Annotated in this window: 16 protein-coding genes; 6 read left to right on the top strand and 10 right to left on the bottom strand. The window is 72.3% G+C overall.

What is annotated here, in order from left to right:
- The first annotated feature begins 162 nt into the window (after positions 1–162).
- Positions 163–903 carry a polysaccharide deacetylase family protein gene (locus AB0O28_RS12565; RefSeq protein WP_363639323.1) on the top strand — a complete coding sequence of 247 codons (741 nt, stop codon included), beginning with the start codon at positions 163–165 and terminating at the stop codon, positions 901–903.
- On the opposite strand, the gene AB0O28_RS12560 is transcribed toward AB0O28_RS12565, so the two are convergent.
- The 4 genes from AB0O28_RS12560 to AB0O28_RS12545 all read right to left on the bottom strand — a co-directional run bounded on the left by AB0O28_RS12560 (position 839) and on the right by AB0O28_RS12545 (position 5,397).
- A complete protein-coding gene (locus AB0O28_RS12560; protein ID WP_363639321.1) occupies positions 839–2,059 on the bottom strand; it encodes an acyltransferase in 1,221 nt (406 codons plus the stop codon). The genes AB0O28_RS12565 and AB0O28_RS12560 overlap by 65 nt on opposite strands.
- Before the next feature lie 48 nt (positions 2,060–2,107).
- A complete protein-coding gene (guaA, locus tag AB0O28_RS12555) occupies positions 2,108–3,655 on the bottom strand; it encodes a glutamine-hydrolyzing GMP synthase (RefSeq protein ID WP_363639319.1) in 1,548 nt (515 codons plus the stop codon).
- A 167-nt stretch (positions 3,656–3,822) separates the two neighbouring features.
- Positions 3,823–4,692, bottom strand: a complete 870-nt coding sequence (locus AB0O28_RS12550; RefSeq protein ID WP_363639317.1) for an SAM-dependent methyltransferase — start codon at positions 4,690–4,692, stop codon at positions 3,823–3,825.
- 39 nt (positions 4,693–4,731) lie between these two features.
- Positions 4,732–5,397 (bottom strand): helix-turn-helix domain-containing protein, encoded by a 666-nt coding sequence (locus AB0O28_RS12545; protein ID WP_363639315.1) that lies wholly within the window; start codon positions 5,395–5,397, stop codon positions 4,732–4,734.
- 101 nt (positions 5,398–5,498) lie between these two features.
- Between AB0O28_RS12545 and AB0O28_RS12540 the strand changes: the two genes are divergently transcribed.
- On the top strand, positions 5,499–7,496 hold the full coding sequence (locus tag AB0O28_RS12540; RefSeq protein WP_363639313.1) for an AAA family ATPase: 1,998 nt from the start codon (positions 5,499–5,501) through the stop codon (positions 7,494–7,496).
- Here the strand turns inward: AB0O28_RS12540 and AB0O28_RS12535 are convergent.
- From AB0O28_RS12535 to AB0O28_RS12520, 4 genes are all read right to left on the bottom strand, one after another.
- Positions 7,432–9,159 (bottom strand): GMC family oxidoreductase, encoded by a 1,728-nt coding sequence (locus tag AB0O28_RS12535; protein WP_363639311.1) that lies wholly within the window; start codon positions 9,157–9,159, stop codon positions 7,432–7,434. The two genes, AB0O28_RS12540 and AB0O28_RS12535, sit on opposite strands and share 65 nt — an antisense overlap.
- A gap of 14 nt (positions 9,160–9,173) precedes the next feature.
- Positions 9,174–10,730 (bottom strand): succinic semialdehyde dehydrogenase, encoded by a 1,557-nt coding sequence (locus tag AB0O28_RS12530; RefSeq protein ID WP_363639306.1) that lies wholly within the window; start codon positions 10,728–10,730, stop codon positions 9,174–9,176.
- A 72-nt stretch (positions 10,731–10,802) separates the two neighbouring features.
- On the bottom strand, positions 10,803–11,639 hold the full coding sequence (locus tag AB0O28_RS12525; RefSeq protein WP_363639304.1) for an alpha/beta hydrolase: 837 nt from the start codon (positions 11,637–11,639) through the stop codon (positions 10,803–10,805).
- Complete coding sequence (locus AB0O28_RS12520; RefSeq protein ID WP_363639827.1) at positions 11,636–12,229, bottom strand: WHG domain-containing protein; 594 nt, start codon at positions 12,227–12,229, stop codon at positions 11,636–11,638. The genes AB0O28_RS12525 and AB0O28_RS12520 overlap by 4 nt, the downstream gene beginning before the upstream one ends.
- A gap of 115 nt (positions 12,230–12,344) precedes the next feature.
- On the opposite strand from AB0O28_RS12520, the gene AB0O28_RS12515 reads away from it, so the two are divergent.
- Entirely contained in the window at positions 12,345–14,285 is a 1,941-nt protein-coding gene (locus tag AB0O28_RS12515) for a beta-propeller domain-containing protein (protein ID WP_363639302.1), read from the top strand.
- A gap of 56 nt (positions 14,286–14,341) precedes the next feature.
- Positions 14,342–15,820, top strand: coding sequence for an ATP-binding protein (locus AB0O28_RS12510; protein ID WP_363639300.1), 1,479 nt, complete (start codon positions 14,342–14,344; stop codon positions 15,818–15,820).
- A gap of 19 nt (positions 15,821–15,839) precedes the next feature.
- Here AB0O28_RS12510 and AB0O28_RS12505 read toward each other — a convergent pair whose 3' ends face one another.
- Together AB0O28_RS12505 and AB0O28_RS12500 are read right to left on the bottom strand one after the other, a co-directional pair.
- A complete protein-coding gene (locus AB0O28_RS12505; RefSeq protein ID WP_363639298.1) occupies positions 15,840–17,588 on the bottom strand; it encodes a glycerol-3-phosphate dehydrogenase/oxidase in 1,749 nt (582 codons plus the stop codon).
- A 211-nt stretch (positions 17,589–17,799) separates the two neighbouring features.
- Positions 17,800–18,153 (bottom strand): DUF6223 family protein, encoded by a 354-nt coding sequence (locus AB0O28_RS12500; RefSeq protein WP_363639296.1) that lies wholly within the window; start codon positions 18,151–18,153, stop codon positions 17,800–17,802.
- Between the two features lie 224 nt (positions 18,154–18,377).
- On the opposite strand from AB0O28_RS12500, the gene AB0O28_RS12495 reads away from it, so the two are divergent.
- Positions 18,378–19,493 (top strand): histidine kinase, encoded by a 1,116-nt coding sequence (locus tag AB0O28_RS12495; RefSeq protein ID WP_363639294.1) that lies wholly within the window; start codon positions 18,378–18,380, stop codon positions 19,491–19,493.
- Positions 19,490–20,152 carry a response regulator transcription factor gene (locus AB0O28_RS12490; RefSeq protein ID WP_363639292.1) on the top strand — a complete coding sequence of 221 codons (663 nt, stop codon included), beginning with the start codon at positions 19,490–19,492 and terminating at the stop codon, positions 20,150–20,152. The genes AB0O28_RS12495 and AB0O28_RS12490 overlap by 4 nt, the downstream gene beginning before the upstream one ends.
- Positions 20,153–20,191: the final 39 nt, after the last annotated feature.

Below are 20,191 nucleotides of genomic sequence, written 5' to 3'. Positions count from 1 at the left end.
CTCGCGCCGGGGCAGCCTTGGCCCCTTCCTTGGCCGAAGGTTTAATCGCCTCCACCCCAGGTGGACGCGGGTTTCCGGCCGACACCAAACCGGACTGACGAGGAGGAAGTGCCGCGAAGCACGTTACGATGCCGCGTTATAGATCCCCCCGAGGAGTACCCCATGGCTGTACGCCGTCTGATCCCCGTGGCCGTCGCGTGCGCCCTCGCCGCGGCGACCGCCACCCCTGCGCAGGCTCGCGGGACCGATGAACCGTACTGCGCGACCCACAAATGCATCGCCCTGACCTTCGACGACGGGCCGGGACCGTACACCCAGACGTTGCTGAAGACGCTCGCCGAATACAAGGCGAAGGCGACGTTCTTCGTCATCGGGACGGAGGTGAAGAAGCATCCGAAACTCACCGCCCAGATCGCGAAGGCGGGCCACGAGATCGGCAACCACTCGTGGGACGCCAGCTATCTGACCGAGCTCACATACGCTCAGATCAACAAGAAGATCGGCGACACCCAGCGGCTCATCAAGAAGACGACCGGGAAGGCGCCGGTGCTCTTCCGCGCGCCCGGGGGGCTGCGCAACGGCGGAGTGGAGGAGATCACCGCCAAGTTCGGTCTCATCCAGGTGCCCGGCACGACCGCCACGAAGGACTACATCAAGAGCTACCGGCACGTGGACCTCCTCACCGACCGGGCCCTGGATGTGGCCGGAAAGGGCGAGGTCGTGCTGATGCACGAGACCGTCAAGGAGACCGTGCAGTCGATGCCCGAGGTGCTGCAGGTGCTGACCTCCGAGGGCTACCACTTCGTGACGGTGTCCACCCTGCTGGAGGGCCAGAAGCTCACCCCGGGACAGGTATATCCCGACCTGCCGGGGACGGCGGAGATGACGACCTACGTCGACTGACCCTGCGGCCCAGCGCCTGGGCCGGCGCCTCCACGAAGCGGTAGGTGAGCCAGCTCAGCGCCAGCAGCGCCACGAGGTAGCCGAGCGCGGCGGCCGTCCGCCACGTCGGCGTGAGTGACCGCAGGTCGCCGGCGAGCACGTTCAGGTATTTGAGCAGCGGGTGGTGGACGAGGTAGACCGAGTAGCTGATCAGGCCCAGCCAGGTCAGCACGCCGGGGACGCGCCGCCCGCGCAGCGCCATGCCGAGCGCGAACGTCCCGCCGGCGAGGACGATCGTGGTGATCCACACGTCGGGCTGCACCCACCACCAGCCCGCCTGGATCGACCACACGGGCGCGGCGGCCACCAGGGCCGCCGCGGCCACGACCGGGCCGAGCCCGCCCGTGCCCCGCTCCCACCGGTACAGCGCGGTGCCCGTGAACATCACCGCGAGGATGGCCGCGCCGAACCACGGCACGAAGCTGCCGAACATGAGCAGCACGAGCGCCATCAGGCCCAGCGCGTACGCCGCGACGGTGCGGAACCGGCCGGTGATCAGGCAGGCCAGGCCCGCGACGAACAGCACGCCGGTGACGACGGCCGGCCACGGCCCCGGCAGCAGCGGCGCCGACAGCACCAGCCCTGCGGCGACCGCCACGACGCCGAAGACGATCGCCAGCGCTCCGCTGCGCCGGTGCGCCCCGCCCATGAACAGCGCGGTCACCAGCAGGTAGAACACCATCTCGTACGACAGCGTCCACATCGGGTCCGCGAGGGCGCCCGTGTGAACGACGTCGAGCAGCATGCTCACGTGCGCGGCCACAGCCGACGGGTGCCGGGGCACCTCCTGGCGCACCGGAACCCAGAACGCCATGACGAGCACGGCGGCGATCACCAGCAGATAGAGCGGATAAAGCCGGAACACCCGGCTGATCCAGAACCCGCCGACGTCGCCCCGCTTCTCCAGGGACGCGGGGATGATGTATCCGCTGACCAGGAAGAAGACCAGCACGCCGTACATGCCGAGGCTGAACCAGTAGGGGCGGAGCGACGGCATGAGCCAGGGCAGCGCGTGCTCGGCGACCACCGCCATCGCGCCGATCCCCCGGAGGGCGTCCAGCCAGGCCAGGCGGGTGACCTGTTGCGACGCGGCGGTGACGGGCTGAGTGGCAATCACCGCGCCACACTATCCAGAGCGGCCGGATCTATGCCCGTTGATCCCGGATCACTCCCACTCGATGGTGCCCGGCGGCTTGCTCGTCACGTCGAGGACCACCCGGTTGACTTCGCGGACCTCGTTGGTGATCCGGGTGGAGATGCGCGACAGCACGTCGTACGGCACCCGCGCCCAGTCGGCGGTCATGGCGTCCTCGGAGGTCACCGGCCGCAGAACGACCGGGTGGCCGTAGGTGCGGCCGTCGCCCTGCACGCCGACCGAGCGGACGTCGGCGAGCAGCACGACCGGGCACTGCCAGATGTCGCGGTCGAGACCGGCGCGGGTGAGCTCCTCGCGGGCGATGGCGTCGGCCTCGCGCAGCAGTTCGAGGCGCTCGCGGGTGACCTCCCCGATGATCCGGATGCCGAGGCCCGGTCCCGGGAACGGCTGGCGCCAGACCATCGCCGCAGGCAGGCCCAGCTCCTCGCCGGCCCGCCGCACCTCGTCCTTGAACAGCGTGCGCAGCGGCTCGACCAGCTCGAACTTGAGGTCCTCGGGCAGCCCGCCCACATTGTGGTGGGACTTGATGTTCGCGGTGCCTGTGCCGCCGCCGGACTCGACGACGTCGGGGTAGAGCGTGCCCTGCACGAGGAAGTCCACCGGCCCGTCGGCGAGGATCGCGCGCTGCTCGTCCTCGAAGACCCGGATGAACTCCCGGCCGATGATCTTGCGCTTCTCCTCCGGGTCGGTGACGCCCGACAGCGCCTTGAGGAAGCGCTCCGAGGCGTCCACGACGCGCAGCTTCACGCCGGTCACCTCGACGAAGTCGCGCTCGACCTGCTCGGCCTCGCCCTTGCGCAGCAGCCCGTGGTCGACGAAGACGCAGGTCAGCCGGTCGCCGATGGCCCGCTGGACGATCGCGGCGGCGACGGCGGAGTCGACGCCGCCCGACAGCGCGCAGATCGCCCGGCCGTCGCCCACCTGGGCGCGCACGGCCTCGACGGCGTCCTCGACGATGTTGAGCATCGTCCACGAGGGGCGGCAGCCGGCCGCCTCCAGGAAGTGCTTGAGCACCTGCTGCCCATGCTCGGAGTGGAGCACCTCGGGGTGGAACTGCACACCGTACAGGCCGCGTGAGGGGTCCTCCATCGCGGCGACCGGCGTGGCGTCGGTGGCGGCCGTGACGGCGAACCCTGCGGGGGCGCCGACGACCGAGTCGCCGTGGGACATCCAGACGGTCTGCCCCACCGGCAGTCCGGCGAACAGCAGGCCCTCCTGAAGGACCTTGAGCGCGGTCCCGCCGAACTCGGCGGCGCCGGTCCTGGCGACCTCGCCGCCGAGCGCCTGGGCCATGGCCTGGAAGCCGTAGCAGATGCCGAAGGTCGGCACCCCGGTCTCGAACAGGCCCTGCGGGACCGGCGGCGCGCCCTCGGCGTACACCGACGAGGGACCGCCGGACAAGATGATCGCCTTGGGCTTCTTCTCCAGCATCTCGGAGACCGGCATGGTCGACGGGACGATCTCGGAATAGACGTGGCACTCACGCACCCGTCGCGCGATCAGCTGCGCGTACTGCGCGCCGAAGTCCACGACGAGGACCGTGTCGAACTCGGACACTGGAAAGGACCCCCATGAAGGCAGCGAGGCGGTTGAAGGGAGCGGCGGTAACGCCAGTCTATCGGCGCGGTGACGCGTCCCGCCCGCCCGCGCCTGTGGCCCTCCGGGCGGCGGTCGCCTCCCGGTGAGGCGCCGGCGGCGGGGCCCGGCCACCGGCCGGGGAGCGTTCAGCCGGCCCGCCGCCCGGCTCTTCTCCGCGCGTGGGTGATCACCGAGATCTCGCTGCTGGCCAGGGCGTCCGTACGCTCCCGGAGGGCTGGGCCCGCGGCGTCGCGCTCCGGCACCTGCTCGATCACCTCGAAGCCGTGCTCCTCCAGCAGGTCCGCCGCCTCTCGCGGGCTCAGGAACGTCAGCCAGGGCTCGCCGCCCCCCGCCACCAGCGGCATCAGGGCCTCGGCGTACGCCCGGGCGCGCGGACCGCGCAGGGCCTCGGGCAGCACGTGGTCCACGACGATCTCGCTGCCGGGGGCGAGGCGGCCGAGCCCGGCCAGCGTACGCGCGACGGCCTCGCCGGTGAGATAGGCGGTCACGCCGAGCCAGCTCACGAACGCGGGCCGGGCGAGGTCGAACCCGTGCGCGACGAGCCGGTCCACGGGACACTGCCCGGATTCCATGTCCGCGGGGACGTACGTGAGGCGGGGCGGCGCCGGAAGGCCCGCGCGGGCCAGCGCCTCCCGCTTCCAGCTCTGGGTGCCCGGATGGTCCACCTCGACGACCTCCACCGGCCCGGACGACCGGCAGGCGTAGGTGTCCAGCCCCGCACCCAGGATCACGTACTGGCGGACGCCCCGCCGTACGGCGCGGGCCAGGCGGTCCTCGGTGTAGCGGCTGCGGCTGACGACGGCCGCACGCAGCCCGGCGAGGACGGGGTGGTCCGCCATCTCGCGGTGCAGGCGCACGTAGTCCTCGGCGCACTCGCCCAGCAGGGCGTACGCGAACGGATCATGGAAGACGACCGGCTCCCCGTCGACGATCAGGTGGGCGGCGCGCGCCGCCGCCGTGTGGAGCGCGGTCCCGCTGAATCCCTCGGTCTGCACCCGTCGAGCGTAGACCGCCTCAGCGATCTTGACGATAGGTCACAGGCCGTGTGCCCGCGCGCCGTGCCGCAGCAGTTCGAAGGCGGTGCCGGCGGCGGCGACGGCCTCGCCGTACACCTCGCCGGCCGTCCGGCCGGACGCCAGCGCCGCGTAGTTGTCCCTGGCCAGGATCTGCCGGACGGTGACGTACTGCGCGGCCACCAATCGCGGCGTCAGGTGCGGCACCGGCCGGGACGCGCCCGCAGGAGCGCGGGGGGCGAATCCCGCCGCCTCGCCCATCGCCTCCGCCAGCGCCTCCGTCTCCGCCGCGGCGTACTCGGCCACGCGGGACGCCAGGCTGGGGGTGTCGAAGACGAGGCGGTGGTAGGCCAGCACCGCCGGGTGGTCGCACAGGCCGGTGGTCGGCTCGCGGGCGTCCAGCCCGGCCATGAAGGCGTCGTGCAGCGCGTCCAGCGGGGCCCGCCCGGCCGGGCGGGCGCGCACCACGGCGGCCGCCTCTCCCCTGTGGTCGGCGATCCGCTGCAGGACCAGATCCTCCTTGGAGGGGAAATACCGGAACAGCGTGGGTTTGGAGACCTCCGCCGCGGCCGCGATCTCGGCCACGCCCACCCGGTCGAAGCCGTGCTCCAGGAACATCGCGATCGCGACCTCGGAGATGGCCCGGCGGGTCCGCTCCTTCTTCCGCGTCCGCAGCCCCTCGACCATGCGCACAGGCTAGCAGCACCGTCAAGAAAAGTTAACTCGGTTGCATTTGTGACCGAGTTGCTGTTCCATGCCTCTACGGAACCCGGGGAAGGAGACGGCGGATGACCCCGCTGGAGGAGGAGCAGGCGTACGCCGAACGCTGCGAGGAGGGCCTGCGCCGGATGCTGGACGGCGCCCGGCACAACGTGATCATCGGCGAGACCGTGGCGGGTGACCGCTACAGCGCCGAGCGGCTGGGCCGCCATCTCAAGAGCCTGGCGAAGGAGCTGAGCGAGGACGACGGAGGGCCGCCGTTCTTCGGGCGCCTCGACTTCGGCCCGGGCGTGGGCGAGCACGCCGGGCGTCGCTACCACATCGGCCGCCGCCACGTCTCCGCCGACAGCGGCGGGCAGCCTCTGGTGATCGACTGGAGGGCGCCGGTCTCGCGGACGTTCTACCAGGCGTCGGCCCGGGATCCGCGAGGCGTGACCGTACGGCGGCGCTTCGGCTGGGCCGGCGGCGAGCTGACCGGCTTCGAGGACGAACACCTCGATCGCGGGCCGGATCGCGGGATGGACTCCGGTGGCGCGGGCCGCATCCTGACGGCCGAGATCGAGCGCCCCCGGGTCGGGCCGATGCGCGACATCGTCGCCACCATCCAGCCGGAGCAGGACGACCTGGTCCGCGCCGACCTGGACACGTCCCTGTGCGTGCAGGGCGGGCCGGGCACCGGCAAGACCGCCGTCGGCCTGCACCGGGCCGCCTACCTGCTCTACGCCCACCGCAAGCGGCTGTCGCGCGGCGGTGTGCTCGTGCTCGGCCCCAACCGGGCCTTCCTCGGCTACATCTCCGCGGTGCTGCCGGCCCTGGGCGAGGTCGACGTCGAGCAGACCACGCTGGACGCGCTCCTCGCCCGGGTCCCGGTCAGGGGGACCGACGGCACGGACGCCGCCGTGGTCAAGCACGACGTGCGCATGGCCCGGGTGCTGCGCAGGGCACTCTACCTGCGTGTCCGCGAGCCCGCGGAACCGCTCGTGGTGGCCGACGACTCCATGCGCTGGCGGGTCGGGCAGGACGAGCTGCGCCGCGTGGTCGAGGAGACCCTGCGCGAGGCGATGCCGTACGGCGTGGGCCGCGAGCGCGTCATCGCCCGCACGGCGTCACTCGTGCGCAGCCGGGCCGAGTCGCGCGGCCGGACGATCGACACGGCGTGGACGCGCCGGACGACCCGGGCCGTCGTCTCCGCCGTGGACGCCTTCTGGCCGGCCGTACGCCCCGAGGAGGTGCTGTCCGAGGTGCTCGGTGATTGCTCGGAGGCCGCCGAGGGCGTGCTCACCGCGGCCGAACAGGCGGCGATCACCTGGGCGAGACCGCCGCGCACCTACCGGAGCGCCAAGTGGACGACCGCCGACCTGATCCTGCTCGACGAGCTGGCCGGCCTGATCGAGCGTCCGCGGGGACACGGCCACGTGATCGTCGATGAGGCGCAGGACCTGTCGCCGATGCAGTGCAGGGCCGTCGCCCGGCGCAGCGAGCACGGCTCGCTCACCGTGCTCGGCGACCTGGCGCAGGGCACGACCCCGTGGGCCGCCCGCGACTGGGGCGAGCAGATGGCGCACCTGGGCAAGCCGGACGCCACGGTCATGGCGCTCACCATCGGCTTCCGCACGCCCGCCGCCGTCGTCGAGCTCGCCAACCGCCTGCTGCCGGAGCTCGCGGTGGACGTGCCGCCCTCCCGGTCCTTCCGGCGCGACGGCCGGCTGCGCGTGCTGCGCGGGGACGACCCCGCGGTCGTGACGGCGGTGCGCGAGGCGCTCGGCCACGAGGGCTCGATCGGCGTCATCGCCGCCGACGCGTCGGCCGGCCGCGTGCGCGCCGCGCTCATCGACGCCGGTCTGGCCGTCGCCGAAAGCCTCACACCCGGCCGGTCCGTACGGGTCTCCGTGGTGCCCGCCACCCTGTGCAAGGGTCTGGAGTACGACCACGTCGTGCTGGCCGAGCCGGCCGAGATCGTCGAGGCCGAGGAGCGCGGGCTGGGCAGGCTCTACGTGGCGCTCACCCGCGCGGTGTCCCGTCTCGACGTGGTGCACTCCCGTCCGCTGCCGTCCCCCCTGACGTGACGCCCACGATCGGCAGGCGCAGCGCGCCCGGCGCCGACGCGGGGACGACCGGCCGCGCGGGCGCGACCGGCGTGAGCCGCACGTACGCCGAGCCGAGGGCGGGACGCGGGTCCGGCTCGCCCTTGTTGGGCCACAGCGCCATCGCGCGCTCGGCCTGGGCCGTGATCGTGAGCGAGGGGTTCACGCCGAGGTTGGCCGACACGGCCGAGCCGTCCACGACGTGCAGGCCCTCATAGCCGTAGACGCGGTGGTAGGCATCGATCACACCGTTGTCCGCCGAGTCTCCGATCGCGCAGCCGCCGAGGAAGTGCGCGGTCGCCGGCTTGTCGAACAGGTCCAGCCAGGAACCGCCGGGCAGTCCGCCGATCTCCTCGGCCGCCATTCGGACGGCCTCGTGCCCGGCGGGGATCCAGGTGGGATTCGGCTCGCCGTGGCCCGGGCCCGCTCTGAGCTTGCCGCCCCGCAGCGAGAGCGTGATCGAGTTGTCCTTGGCCTGCATGACCAGGGCGATGATCGTGCGCTCGGACCATCTGCGGTGGTTGAACAGCCGGGGCAGCAGGTGCGGCCGCCGCAGCGCCGCCCCGAGGAACTTGAGCCAGCGCGGCGCCCGCCCGCCGCCGTCCACGAGCAGCGTGCGCAGCAGGCCCATGGCGTTGGAGCCGTCGCCGTACCGGACCGGCTCGATGTGCGTCTCGGCGTCCGGATGGATGGAGGAGGTGATCGCCACGCCGTGGTTGAGCTTGCCGCCCTTCGCCGTCAGCCGCTCGAAGCCGAGCAGAGCCTCGGAGTTCGTCCGGGTCAGCGCGCCGAGCCGCGGCGAGATCCGGGGCAGCGTGGTCGCCCTGAGCCGGTGGAGCAGGTGCTGCGTGCCGTACGTCCCGGCGGCGAAGACCACCTGGGCGGCGGTCAGCGTGCGGGTGGGCCCGAACGGCCCGGTGCGCTTCACGGTGATCTCGTAGCCGCCGTCGACCGGCCGTACGCCGGTCACGGTGGTCTCCGGGTGGACCTTCGCCCCGGCCTTCTCCGCGAGGTAGAGGTAGTTCTTGATCAGCATGTTCTTCGCGCCGTGGCGGCAGCCGGTCATGCACTCGCCGCACTCGACGCAGCCGCGGCGGCGCGGGCCCACGCCGCCGAAGTAGGGATCGTCGACCTCGACGCCGGGCTCGCCGAAGAACACCCCGACCGGGGCGAGGCGGAAGGTGTGGCCGACGCCCATCCGCTCGGCGACCTTCTTCATCACCTCGTCGGCGACCGTCACCGTCGGGTTCTCCCGCACGCCCAGCATCCGTCGTGCCTGGTCGTAGTAGGGCGCGAGCTCGGCCTTCCAGTCGGTGATGTGGCTCCACTGCGGGTCGTCGAAGAACGGGTCGAGCGGCTCGTAGAGGGTGTTGGCGTAGACGAGCGAGCCGCCGCCGACCCCGGCGCCGGCCAGCACCATGACGCCGGCGGAGCCGCGCAGGACGTGGATGCGCTGGATGCCCTTCAGGCCGAGCGCGGGCGCCCACAGGAAGTCCCTGACCCGCCAGGAGGTCTTCGGCAGGGTCTTCTCGTCGAACCTGCGGCCGGCCTCCAGGACGCCGACCCGGTATCCCTTCTCGGTGAGCCGCAGCGCGGTCACGCTGCCGCCGAAGCCCGATCCGACGACCACGACGTCGTAGTGCACCGCCCCGCCCTTTCTCACTTGAGGTGGAGCCGTTTCATCGTCTTGAGCAGACCCGCGAGCGTGTCGGCGTACTTGTCGTAGGTCATGCCGAGGATCGGCTCGAAGCCCAGCCAGGTGGCCTGGCTGGCCACCGTCTGGACCTCCGTGTACTTCAGCAGGCCCTCGGCCCCGTGGCGGCGGCCGAGCCCGGACGTCTTCATCCCGCCCATCGGGGCGTCGTAGGAGGCGTACGCCGAGCCGTACCCCTCGTTGATGTTGACCGTGCCCGCCTTGATCCGGGCGGCGAGGCGGCGGCCCCGCGCGACGTCCTTCGTCCAGATCGAGGCGTTCAGCCCGTACGCGGTGTCGTTGGCCAGGTGCACCGCCTCGTCCTCGTCCCTGAAGCGGTAGAGCGACACGACCGGCCCGAACGTCTCGTCGCGGCAGACGTCCATGTCCTCGTCCACGCCGTCGAGGATGGTCGGCTCGTAGAAGAACGGGCCGAGGTCGGGGCGCGGCCGTCCGCCCGTCAGCACCGTGGCGCCCTTGGCGACCGCGTCCTCGACGTGCGCCGCGACCCCGTCGAGCTGCCTTCGGGAGGTGAGCGACCCCATGTGCACGTCCCAGTCGAGACCGGGGCCGATCTTCATGTTCCGCACCGCCCGCACGAACCTGTCGCGGAACGCGTCGGCGACCGCCTCGTGCACGTAAAGGCGCTCGATGGAGATGCACAGCTGCCCGGCGTTGGCGAAGCAGGCCCGGATCGCGCCCTGGGCGGCCACGTCGAGGTCGGCGTCGTCGAGCACGATCATCGGGTTCTTGCCGCCGAGCTCGAGAGAGCAGCCGAGGAGCCGCTTGGCCGCCTCCTCGGCGATCCCGCGCCCGCCGCGCGTGGAACCGGTGAACGCGACGTAGTCGGCGCCGTCGATCAGCGGCTCGCCGATGTCCTCCGGATCGCCGAGCACGACCTGCCAGATGTCGCGCGGCATGCCCAGCTCGGCGAGCAGTTCGATGGTCCACAGCGTGGACAGCGGGGTCTGGATGTCGGGCTTGTGCACGACCGCGTTGCCCGCGAGCAGCGCGGGGACCACGTCGGTCACGCCGAGGGCCAGCGGGTAGTTCCACGGGCTGATCACCGCGACCGCGCCCTTGGGGTGGCGCAACTCGGCCGTGCGGGTGGCGATCGGGAAGATGCCCTGCCTGCGCTGCGGCTCCAGCAGCCCGGGCGCCCGCCGCGCGTAGTACAACGTGCAGCCCGCCACGTCGAGGAGTTCCTCGTACGCGTGACGCCGCGCCTTGCCGGTCTCCCACTGCACGATGTCGAGCAGCTCCTGGCGGCGGTCGAGCATCGCGTCGTGCAGCCGCAGGAACGGCCTTATCCGCTCACTGACCGGCAGCGCCGCCCAGGCCTCCTGCGCCGCCCTCGCCCTGGCGTACGCCGCGCGGACGTCCTCGAGGGTGGAGATCGGGACCTCGGCCAGGACCTGGCCGGTGAACGGCGCGAGGATCTCCCGTGTCTTGCCCTCGGAGGAGACGTGCGTGAGGATCCGGTCGACCATGGCCGCGTCGAGCGTCCGATTCATGGCACCCATGGCGGAAGAATATTCCGGCCCTCCGCTTGTGACTACCGGCAAGTAATGATTCGGGCGCCGACGTCCTTCCGGTCAGGTGGTCAGCACCGTGCGGAGGAGCTCACCGAACTCGGCGGGGTGCGTGGTGAGCCCCGTGTGCCCGCCGGGGAAGTGGACGAGCTCCGTGCCGAACCGCTCGGCGAGGAAGGCCGCGGGACGGTAGGGCAGTTCGCCGCGCGAGTCCGCTCCGGCCGCGAGTACGAGGCGGTCCGACAGGGCCTCCAGACGGTCCACGTCCGGCCTGTACGCCATGAAGCTCGGCACGATGCGCCCGAGGAAGTAGGGCATGTCCGCCATCGTCCGCTCGGCTCGGGCCGCCGCCTGCGGCGGTAGCTCCACGGCCGCCGGGGGCTCGACGGGGTCGCCGGGCCGTCTGAGGCCGGCCGCGAACACCGCGGCCGCGGGCATCGGCCCCTCCCTGCGGAAGGTGTCCCGGACGCGGGCGAGCAGCGCCCGATGCTCGGCGGCGTCCGGCAGCACCTCCACCACCGGCGGCTCGTGCGCCACGAGGCGTTCGATCCGCTCGGGACGAGTGGTGAGCAGATGCAGCCCGGCGATCGCGCCCGAACTGCAGCCGACGACGCGGGCGGGCGCGTCCGGGGACAGCAGGTCCAGCAGCCGAGACGCGTCTGCGGCGTGCCGCTCGACCCGCTGCTCGGCCTCCGGGTCGTCGAGGGGGCTGCGGGACAGGCCGCGCGGGTCGTAGGACGCGACCGTGTAATCGGCGGCCAGGGTGTCGGCGACGCCGTCGAAGGCGGCCGCACCGCCCGTGCCGCCGGGGATCAGCAGCAGGAGCGGGCCCTCGCCGCGCACCTCGTAATGCAGAGTGGCGCCGTCGACGCGCAGGCGGCCGATGGTCGGGCCGGTCATGCCGGGTCTCCTTCGTCGTGTGCGGGCCAGTGCCGCAGGAGGGTGTGCAGGGCGTCGAGGCAGCGGATCCAGGTGTCCTCCGCCGGGCGCGCGTACGCGAACCCGCCCGCGGCCTCGAGGCTGGTGAAGCCGTGCAGGGTGCTGCGCATCAGCCGGACCGCGTCGGTCAGGTCGGGTTCCGCCAGCGCGTAGGCGCGCAGCATGCCGTAGGTCAGCTCGACGGCGCGTCGCGGCCCGGGCGCCCGGGCCGCGAGCTCGGGATCGATCTGTATCGGGATCTGCGTCGCCATGTATCGGCCCGGGTGGTCGTGGGCGTACTGCCGCCAGGCGTTCGCGTACGCCACCAGCGCGTCCTTGCCGGCCCGCCCGGCGATCGCCTCCGCGATGAGGAGGGTCTTCTCGTCCGCCGCCAGCAGCGCGATCCGCCCGCGCAGGTCCTCGAGGTTGCGCACGTGCGCATAGAGGCTGGCGTCTTTCACCCCGAGCCGCCGCGCCACCGCCGACATGGTCACGTGGTCGAGCCCGACCTCGTCCGCCAGCTCCGCACCGGCGAGCGTCACCCGATCCGCCGTCAACCCCGCCCGCGCCATGCCCGCACCACTCCCTAGGGCCATTTGCCTCTGCCTAATACTCCTAGATATTACCTTGAACTCCAAGGAACGCGGAATCGTCGAACCGCGCCGGGACGTGATCCGTCTTTGGGGCATGAGGACATCGATGCGTACGGCGGGCGTTCTCGCCGCGCTGCTGGCCACGGGAGCCACGGGCTGCGCGGGTGGCCGTACGGCACAGGACTTCCCGCCCTCTCCGGCCGACCTCACCGGCAACGTGCGGCTCGTCGCGTACACCGGCTGCGACGAGATGACGGAGGGGCTGCGGCAGGCGGCCGCGCGGAACGTGACGCCCTGGGGCTTCGGGGAGAACATGCTCTACGCGGCCCGCTCCGACGTCGCCACCGCCAAGCGGGCGACGCCCGAGCAGGCGTTCTCGACCACGAACACGCACGAGGCGGGCGTGGACGAGCCCGACCTGGTCAAGACCGACGGCACCCGGGTCGTCACCGTCACCAGGGGCGTGCTGCGCGTCGTGGACGCGAGGACCCGGAAGGTCACCGGGACGCTGCGGCTCGTGGCCGAGGACCAGTCGTGGGCCCAGGCCGACCTGCTGGTGCACGGCGACCGCGCGCTCGTGCTGTTCCAGGGCGGCGGGATCATCCCGTTCGGCGCGACGGCCAAGACCCGGGCCGGCTTCGGCGGCCCGAGATACGTGCTCGTGGACCTGTCCGGCGAACCGCGCGTCCTCGGCTCGATGACCGTGCGGGGGCAGCATGTCGACGCCCGGCAGTCCGGCTCCACGGTGCGGCTCGTCGTCCGATCCCAGCCGGAGATCGCCTTCCCCGCGCCGAAGGAGAACGAGCCGGAGAAGGAACTGCTCGAAGGCAACCGTCAGGCCGTGCTGTCCGCCCCCGCCGACGCGTGGCTGCCGGCATACGACGTCGAGTCCGGCGGCGCGAGCCGCACCGAGCGGGTCGGCTGCGACCGGGTCAGCCACCCCGGTCAGTTCACCGGCACCTCGATGCTGACCGTCCACACGATCGACCTGGCCGCCGCCACGCCCTTCGGCTCGCTCACGCCGATCGCGGTCGCGGCCGACGGCGACACCGTGTACGGAACGGCATCCAGCCTCTACGTCACCAGCAACCCCCGCTGGTGGGACGCTCGCCCGGTCGACGTGGTGCCCGCCTCCGGCCCGTCGGCCACACCCACCCCCGCGGCGCCGCCCGAGCGCACGGAGGTGCACCGCTTCGACGTCTCCGCCCCCGGCGCCCCGCGCTACGTCACCTCGGGCTCGGTGCCGGGACGGCTGCTGAACCAGTACTCCCTGTCGGAGTACGACGGCCATCTGCGGGTGGCGACGACCAGCGGCGCGGAGGTGTTCGGCGCGAGCCCGGGCACGAGCGAGAGCGGCGTGTACGTGCTCGACGCCGGCACGCTCGCCCAGACGGGCTCGGTCACGGGCCTCGGCAGGGGCGAGCGGATCTACTCGGTCCGGTTCATGGACGGCCTCGGCTACGTCGTGACGTTCCGCCAGACCGACCCCCTGTACGCGCTGGATCTGCGTGACCCGGCCGCGCCCAGGGTCACCGGCGAGCTGAAGATCACCGGCTTCTCGGCCTATCTGCACCCCGCGGGCGAGGGACGGCTCATCGGCATCGGCCAGGAGGCGAGCGGGGAGGGCCGCATGCTCGGCACGCAGATCTCGCTGTTCGACGTCGCCGACCCGGCCGCGCCCGCCGTGCTGTCGCGGTTCCACCAGGGGCAGTCCGGCTCAGAGGCCGAGTGGGACCCGCACGCCTTCCTCTACTGGCCCGCCACCGGGCTGGCCGTGCTCCCGCTCGCGAACTGGGCCGACGGCGGGATCGCGGGGAGCGCCGCCCTCGCCCTGCGGGTGGGCGACCGCGAGATCACCAAGCTGGGCGTCGTCAGCCACCCGCGGCAGCCCGCCAGGAGCGACTTCGCCCCCGCCGACCAGGGCATCCGCCGTTCCCTTGTCATCGGCGACGACCTGTGGACCCTGTCCGACGCCGGTCTCAAGGTCAGCGACGCCGCCACACTGGCCGACCGGGCGTGGATCCCCTTCGCCTGACGACGCACCCGCTACTGAAATACGGTTGAGCGATTTCAGTAGCGGGGTGATCGCTCATGGTGACCAAGCCGGGACACATCTTCGCTCGGGACTGGGAGTGGGAGGCACTGACCTCCTTCGCGACCGGCACCCAGGCGGAGGTCGCCTTCGGCGTCGTCAGTGGCCGCTGCAGGCAGGGAAAGACCTTTCTGCTCAAGAACCTGGCCGAGGCTCTGGGCGGCTTCTACTTCGAGGCGACGGAAGGCACGGAGATCGAGCTGCTCCGCCTGTTCGGGATGGCCTTGGCCAGGCACACCGGCTCCCCTGTCGGCTACCCGTTCGCGGACTGGCGGGACGCGCTCACCTTCTTCTTCTCGCTGGCCGGGGATCGTCCGACACCGCTGATCATCGACGAGTTCCCGTACCTGATGAAGGCGAACCCGGCGCTGCCGTCCATCCTCAAGCAGGAGATCGACCTGCGCGGACGCACGCACGGAGGCGCGAGCAACGCACGGGTGCTCATCTGCGGCTCCGCGTTGTCGGTGATGGGCAAGATCTTGTCCGGGCAGGCGCCGCTACGGGGACGGGCACGCCTGGAACTCGTGATCCAGTCGCTGTCCTACCGGGACGCCGCCGCGTTCTGGGGTGCGCAGGACGACCCGCGTCTGGCGGCGATGCTCCACGCGGTCGTCGGCGGCACCCCGGCCTACCGGGACGAGTTCGTGCTGGGCGACCGGCCGGAGTCGGTCGAGGACTTCGACCGATGGGTGGTCCGTACAGTCCTCGACCGGAGGACGTCACTGTTCCGGGAGGGGCGCTACCTGCTGGCGGAGGAGCCCGACATCCGCGACCCCGCCCTCTACCATTCGGTTCTCTCCGCGGTCGCGGCGGGGAACAACACCTGGGGAGGCATCGCCGGTCACATCGGGTACAAGTCCTCCGACATCGCCCATCCGCTCAACGTCCTGGAGGACTGCGGGCTGCTGGTCAGGGAGAAGGACGCCTTCAAATCGGGACGAACGCGGTACCGGATCGCGGAGCCGCTCATCGCCTTCTACCAGGCGATCATGCGTCCGGAGTGGTCGGACCTCGGCCTCGGCCTCGCCGAGGAGGTCTGGCGGCGCTCCCGCCAGCGCTTCCTGTCGAAGGTGATGGGGCCGCACTTCGAGACGCTCTGCCGGGAGTACGCGGTGCGCCACGGCCGGGAGCACTTCGGCGAGGGCGGCATCGGCGAGGTCGCGGCCGGCACGGTGGCCGACCCCGGCGCCAGGACCCAGATCGACGTGGACGTGGCCGTCCTCGGCCCCGCCTATCCCGGCGAGCCGCGGGCTGTCAGGTCCCTGGGCGAGGCCAAGTGGGACAAGATCCTGGGCGTGCGCCATCTGGAGCGCCTTCGCCGGGCCCGCGACCTGCTGTCGGCGAAGGGCTACGACACCTCGGAAACCGTACTGGCTTGCTACAGCGGAGCCGGCTTCGACGACGACCTCCGGGCCGAGGCCGGGAAGGACCCCGCCGTGCTCCTCGTGGACCTGCCGGCGCTGTACGGCCGCGACTGAGTCCCGTCCGCCCGGCGGGTCAGCCCGCGTCCCCGCGCGCCTTCGCGAGATCACGCGGAGGCGCGACGGGCACGATCTCCGGAGCGCCGAGGCGGATCGCGTCGGCCTCCTGGTCGGTGTCCTGCTCCTGGGAGGCACGCTCCGCCTCGACCCGCTTGGTGTAGTACTCGACCTCGCGCTTGACCTGATCGGCGTCCCAGCCGAGCGGGCCGGCCATGAGCTCGGCGGCCTCCTGGGCGACCGCGGTCCCCCGGTGGAAGGTCTCGATAGAGATGCGGGTGCGCCGGGTCAGCGCGTCGTTGAGGTGCCCTGCGCCCTCGTGCGTCGCCGCGTACACGATCTCCGCGCGCAGGTAGTCGTCCGCGCCGTCGAGGGGCCGGCCGAGCGACGGGTCCTCCTCGACGAGCGCGAGCACCTCGTCGATCAGCGAGCCGTACCGCTCCAGCAGGTGCTCGATCCTCGCCACGTGCAGCCCGGAGGAGCGCGCCAGGCGGTGGCGGGAGTTCCACAGGGCCTGGTAGCCCTCCGCGCCGGCGAGCGGCACCTGGTCGGTGCAGGACGGCGGCACGCGCTGGTCGAGGCCGAGCGCGACCGCGTCAACGGCGTCGGCCGCCATGACCCGGTACGTCGTGAACTTCCCGCCGGCCACCATGACCAGTCCCGGCACCGGGTGGGTGACGACGTGCTCGCGCGAGAGCTTGGAGGTCTCCTCGGACTCCCCGGCCAGCAGCGGCCGCAGCCCGGCGTACACGCCTTCGACGTCGTCCCTGGTCAGCGGCACCGAGAGCACCGAGTTGACCCGCTCGAGCAGATAGTCGATGTCCGCGCGGGACGCCGCGGGGTGGGCCTTGTCCAGGCTCCAGCGGGTGTCGGTGGTCCCGATGATCCAGTGCCGGCCCCAGGGGATGACGAACAGCACCGACTTCTCGGTGCGCATGATGAGCCCGCTGAGCGCGTGGATGCGGTCGCGCGGCACCACGAGATGGATGCCCTTGGACGCCCGCACGTGGATCTGTCCCCGCCCGCCGACGAGCTGCTGGATGTCGTCGGTCCACACGCCGGTCGCGTTGACGACCTGGCGGGCCCGCACATCCAGCTCCGCACCGGTCTCCAGGTCGCACACGCGCACCCCGGTGACCCGCTCCCCCTCGCGCAGGAAGCCGACCGCCTGCACCCGCGAGGCGACGTGCGCGCCGTACGTCGCGGCGGTGCGCAGCGTGGTCATCACGAAGCGGGCGTCGTCCACCTGGGCGTCCCAGTACTGCACGGCGCCGCTGAACGCCGACCTGCGCAGCGAGGGGACGACGCGGAGGGCCTGGCGGCGGGTCAGGTGGCGGTGCCCCGGCACGCCCCGGGTGAGGCCGAACGACAACCCGAGCGTGTCGTAGAGCACGAGCCCCGCCCCGATGTACGGCCGCTCCCAGCCCGCGTGGGTGAGCGGGAACAGGAAGGGCACCGGCCTGACCAGGTGCGGCGCGATCCGCTTGAGCAGCAGCGACCGCTCCCGCAGGGCCTCCCTGACCAGGTCGAAGTTGAGCTGCTCCAGATAGCGCAGCCCGCCGTGGATCAGCTTCGACGAGCGGGACGACGTGCCGGAGGCGAAGTCGCGCGCCTCGACCAGGCCCACCGAGAGCCCGCGGGTCGTGGCGTCGAGCGCGACGCCGGCGCCGACCACGCCGCCGCCGATCACGACCACGTCGAGTTCCTGCGCCTCCATCCGCGCCAGGGCGGCGGTACGTTCTGCCGGACCGAGTCGCGCCGTCCCCATCCTCGCCGTCATAAGGCTCCCTCTGTACCGCTTTCGCCTCTGCTGAGTAAATCTACCCGCGAGTAGTCACCCGGGAATCCGTCTTTTCTGCCCCCTTTCCCAACGATCTCCGTAAATGTCTGCCAACGTGCGCCGAGGCCGGTGCGCGCCTCGACGACGGTCTCCGCGATCGGGGCGCCCGTACCGCGCTCCGAGCGCTCCCGCCGGCCGGTCAGTCGGTGCGGCGGGAGCGGGCCAGAGCCAGCCCGCCGAGGACGACGGCGCCCAGCCCGACCACCAGGGCGATGTAGCCCCCGACGATCCCGTAGCCGGTGCCGGGACCGCCTTCTGCGGCGGCGACGACCACCCCGCCGATGACCGCGCCGGCCGCCCCGGCCACCAGGGTCACGAGGGCTCCGCTTCTCGCGTCGCCGATGCCGATGCGACCGGCGGAGCGGGCCAGAGCCAGCCCGCCGACGACCACGCCGGCCACTCCCAGCAGCATGGCCGCCAAGGCCCAGAGACGTCCGGCGGTCATGGTGTAGGCGCCGACGCCGGCGTCGGCGAGCAGGTGATGGACGGGCATGAGGTGACCTCTCCTCCGATGAACGGGAACGGGACTTCGCCTGATCATGTCCACCGGACCCGCCGCCGGTCGTCCGGCGTGAGCGGGTGATTCGCGCTGCCGCCGATGCCGCAGGCGGCTGCCGCGAACGCCGCAGGAGCCGCCGAAGTACCGCATGTGCGGTAGGCGGCCCATCGTCCGTGCGGAGGAGCCGACCCCCCGGGCATCCCCGCTAAGGTGCGCGCATGGGGACAGGCCTGTCCGGCGTCAGAGACTGGGCGATCGCCGTCTGCGTGGCGGCGGCGTTGCTGGTGACCGGGCTGTCCAAACAGAGTTCCGCCACGGAATCCGACCTGCTCGGCTACGCGCTGCTGGTGGCCGGAGGTCTAGCGCTGGCCGCGGGCCGCCGGGCGCCGGTCCCCGTCCTGGCCGTCACCGGGCTGTGCGCGGTGGGTTACCAGGCGGCCGGTTTCGACGTGCCCGCCGTCGCGTACCTCTTCGCGGTGTACGCCGCGGTGCGGGCGGGGCACCGCGCCGTCACGGTGGCGGCGAGCGTGACGATGCTGGCCGCTCTCCCGCTCGCGGCCCTGGCCGCGGGCCTGCACGACACGGGCGCGGCGCTCGCGCAGGCCCGGGGCGCCCTCGAACTGGCCTGGCTGATCGCGGCCGGCGCCGCGGGGGAGGCGCTGCGGCAGGCCGAGGGCCGGGCGGACGAGGCCGAGCGCACCCGCGAGGAGACCGCGCGGCGCCGCGCCGACGAGGAGCGGCTGCACATCGCACGGGAGCTGCACGATTCGCTGACCCATCAGATCTCGGTCATCAAGGTGCAGGCGGAGGTCGCCGTCCACGTGGCCCGCAAGCGGGGGGAAAAGGTGCCGGAGGCCCTGCTGGCGATCCGGGAGGCCGGGCGTGAGGCGGCCCGGGAGCTGCGTGCGACGCTGGAGGTGCTGCGCGACGACGCCACGACTCCGCCGCACGGGCTCGACCACGTCCCCGAACTGGTGCGGCGGGCCCGGACGACGGGCCTGGACGCGACGCTGACGATCGAGGGGCACCGGGACGACGTGCCGGCCAGGGTGGACCGGACCGCGTACCGGATCGTGCAGGAGTCGCTGACCAACATCGCCCGGCATGCCTCCGCCACCACGGCGTCGGTCCTGATCGGTTACCGTCCCGACACGCTGGTCATACGGGTAGACGACGACGGAAAGGCCACGGCCGGCACCCCGCCCGTGCCCGGCGTCGGGCTGCTCGGCATGCGCGAACGCGTCACCGCACTGGGCGGTCGCCTGCGTGCGGAGCCGCGCGGCGAGGGCGGCTTCACCGTCCATGCCGAGCTCCCGGTGGGGCGGACGTCGTGATCCGGGTCCTGCTGGCCGACGACCAGCCGCTCCTGCGCAGCGGATTCCGCGCGATCCTCGACCTCGAAGACGACATCGAGGTGGTCGCCGAGGCGGGCGACGGGCTGGAGTGCCTGGCCCTGGTCAGGCGGCACCTGCCCGACATCGCCCTCGTCGACATTCAGATGCCGGGCGTGAACGGCATCGAGGCGACCCGGCGCATCTCCGCGGACCCGGCCCTGGCCGGAGTGCACGTCGTCATCCTGACCAACTACGGTCTGGACGAGTACGTCTTCGACGCGCTGCGCGCAGGCGCCGCCGGGTTCCTCGTCAAGGACATCGTGCCGGAAGACTTCCTGCACGCCGTACGCGTCGCCGCGCGCGGCGACGCCCTGCTCGCTCCGTCGATCACCCGCAAGCTGATCGACCGGTACGTCGCCCAGCCCCTCCGCGCCGGCACCGAGAAGGGGCTGGAGGAACTGACCAACCGCGAACGCGAGGCCGTCGCCCTGGTCGCCCAGGGCCTGTCCAACGACCAGATCGCCGAGCACATGCTGATCAGCCCGATGACGGCCAAAACCCATGTCAACCGGGCCATGGCCAAGCTGCACGCCCGTGACCGCGCCCAGCTCGTGATCTACGCCTACGAGTCCGGCCTGGTGACCCCGCGCACCCGCTGACGTCCGGGCTCCGCCTCCCCCGCCGGACGGCCCCGGAGC

This window comes from Microbispora sp. NPDC088329 (assembly GCF_040685655.1).
Taxonomy (GTDB): Bacteria; Actinomycetota; Actinomycetes; order Streptosporangiales; family Streptosporangiaceae; genus Microbispora.
Note: the sequence above shows the minus strand (reverse complement) of the source record. Positions and strands in the feature narration are given on the sequence as shown.

Excerpts from the sequence above, each read along its gene's own strand:
- AB0O28_RS12540 (WP_363639313.1), top strand. The coding sequence starts at position 5,499 with ATGACCCCGCTGGAGGAGGAGCAGGCGTACGCCGAACGCTGCGAGGAG.
- AB0O28_RS12525 (WP_363639304.1), bottom strand. The coding sequence starts at position 11,639 with ATGACCGGCCCGACCATCGGCCGCCTGCGCGTCGACGGCGCCACTCTG.
- AB0O28_RS12500 (WP_363639296.1), bottom strand. The coding sequence starts at position 18,153 with ATGCCCGTCCATCACCTGCTCGCCGACGCCGGCGTCGGCGCCTACACC.
- AB0O28_RS12520 (WP_363639827.1), bottom strand. The coding sequence starts at position 12,229 with ATGGCGCGGGCGGGGTTGACGGCGGATCGGGTGACGCTCGCCGGTGCG.
- AB0O28_RS12545 (WP_363639315.1), bottom strand. The coding sequence starts at position 5,397 with ATGGTCGAGGGGCTGCGGACGCGGAAGAAGGAGCGGACCCGCCGGGCC.
- AB0O28_RS12505 (WP_363639298.1), bottom strand. The coding sequence starts at position 17,588 with ATGGGGACGGCGCGACTCGGTCCGGCAGAACGTACCGCCGCCCTGGCG.
- AB0O28_RS12515 (WP_363639302.1), top strand. The coding sequence starts at position 12,345 with ATGAGGACATCGATGCGTACGGCGGGCGTTCTCGCCGCGCTGCTGGCC.
- AB0O28_RS12510 (WP_363639300.1), top strand. The coding sequence starts at position 14,342 with ATGGTGACCAAGCCGGGACACATCTTCGCTCGGGACTGGGAGTGGGAG.
- AB0O28_RS12565 (WP_363639323.1), top strand. The coding sequence starts at position 163 with ATGGCTGTACGCCGTCTGATCCCCGTGGCCGTCGCGTGCGCCCTCGCC.
- AB0O28_RS12530 (WP_363639306.1), bottom strand. The coding sequence starts at position 10,730 with ATGGGTGCCATGAATCGGACGCTCGACGCGGCCATGGTCGACCGGATC.
- AB0O28_RS12495 (WP_363639294.1), top strand. The coding sequence starts at position 18,378 with ATGGGGACAGGCCTGTCCGGCGTCAGAGACTGGGCGATCGCCGTCTGC.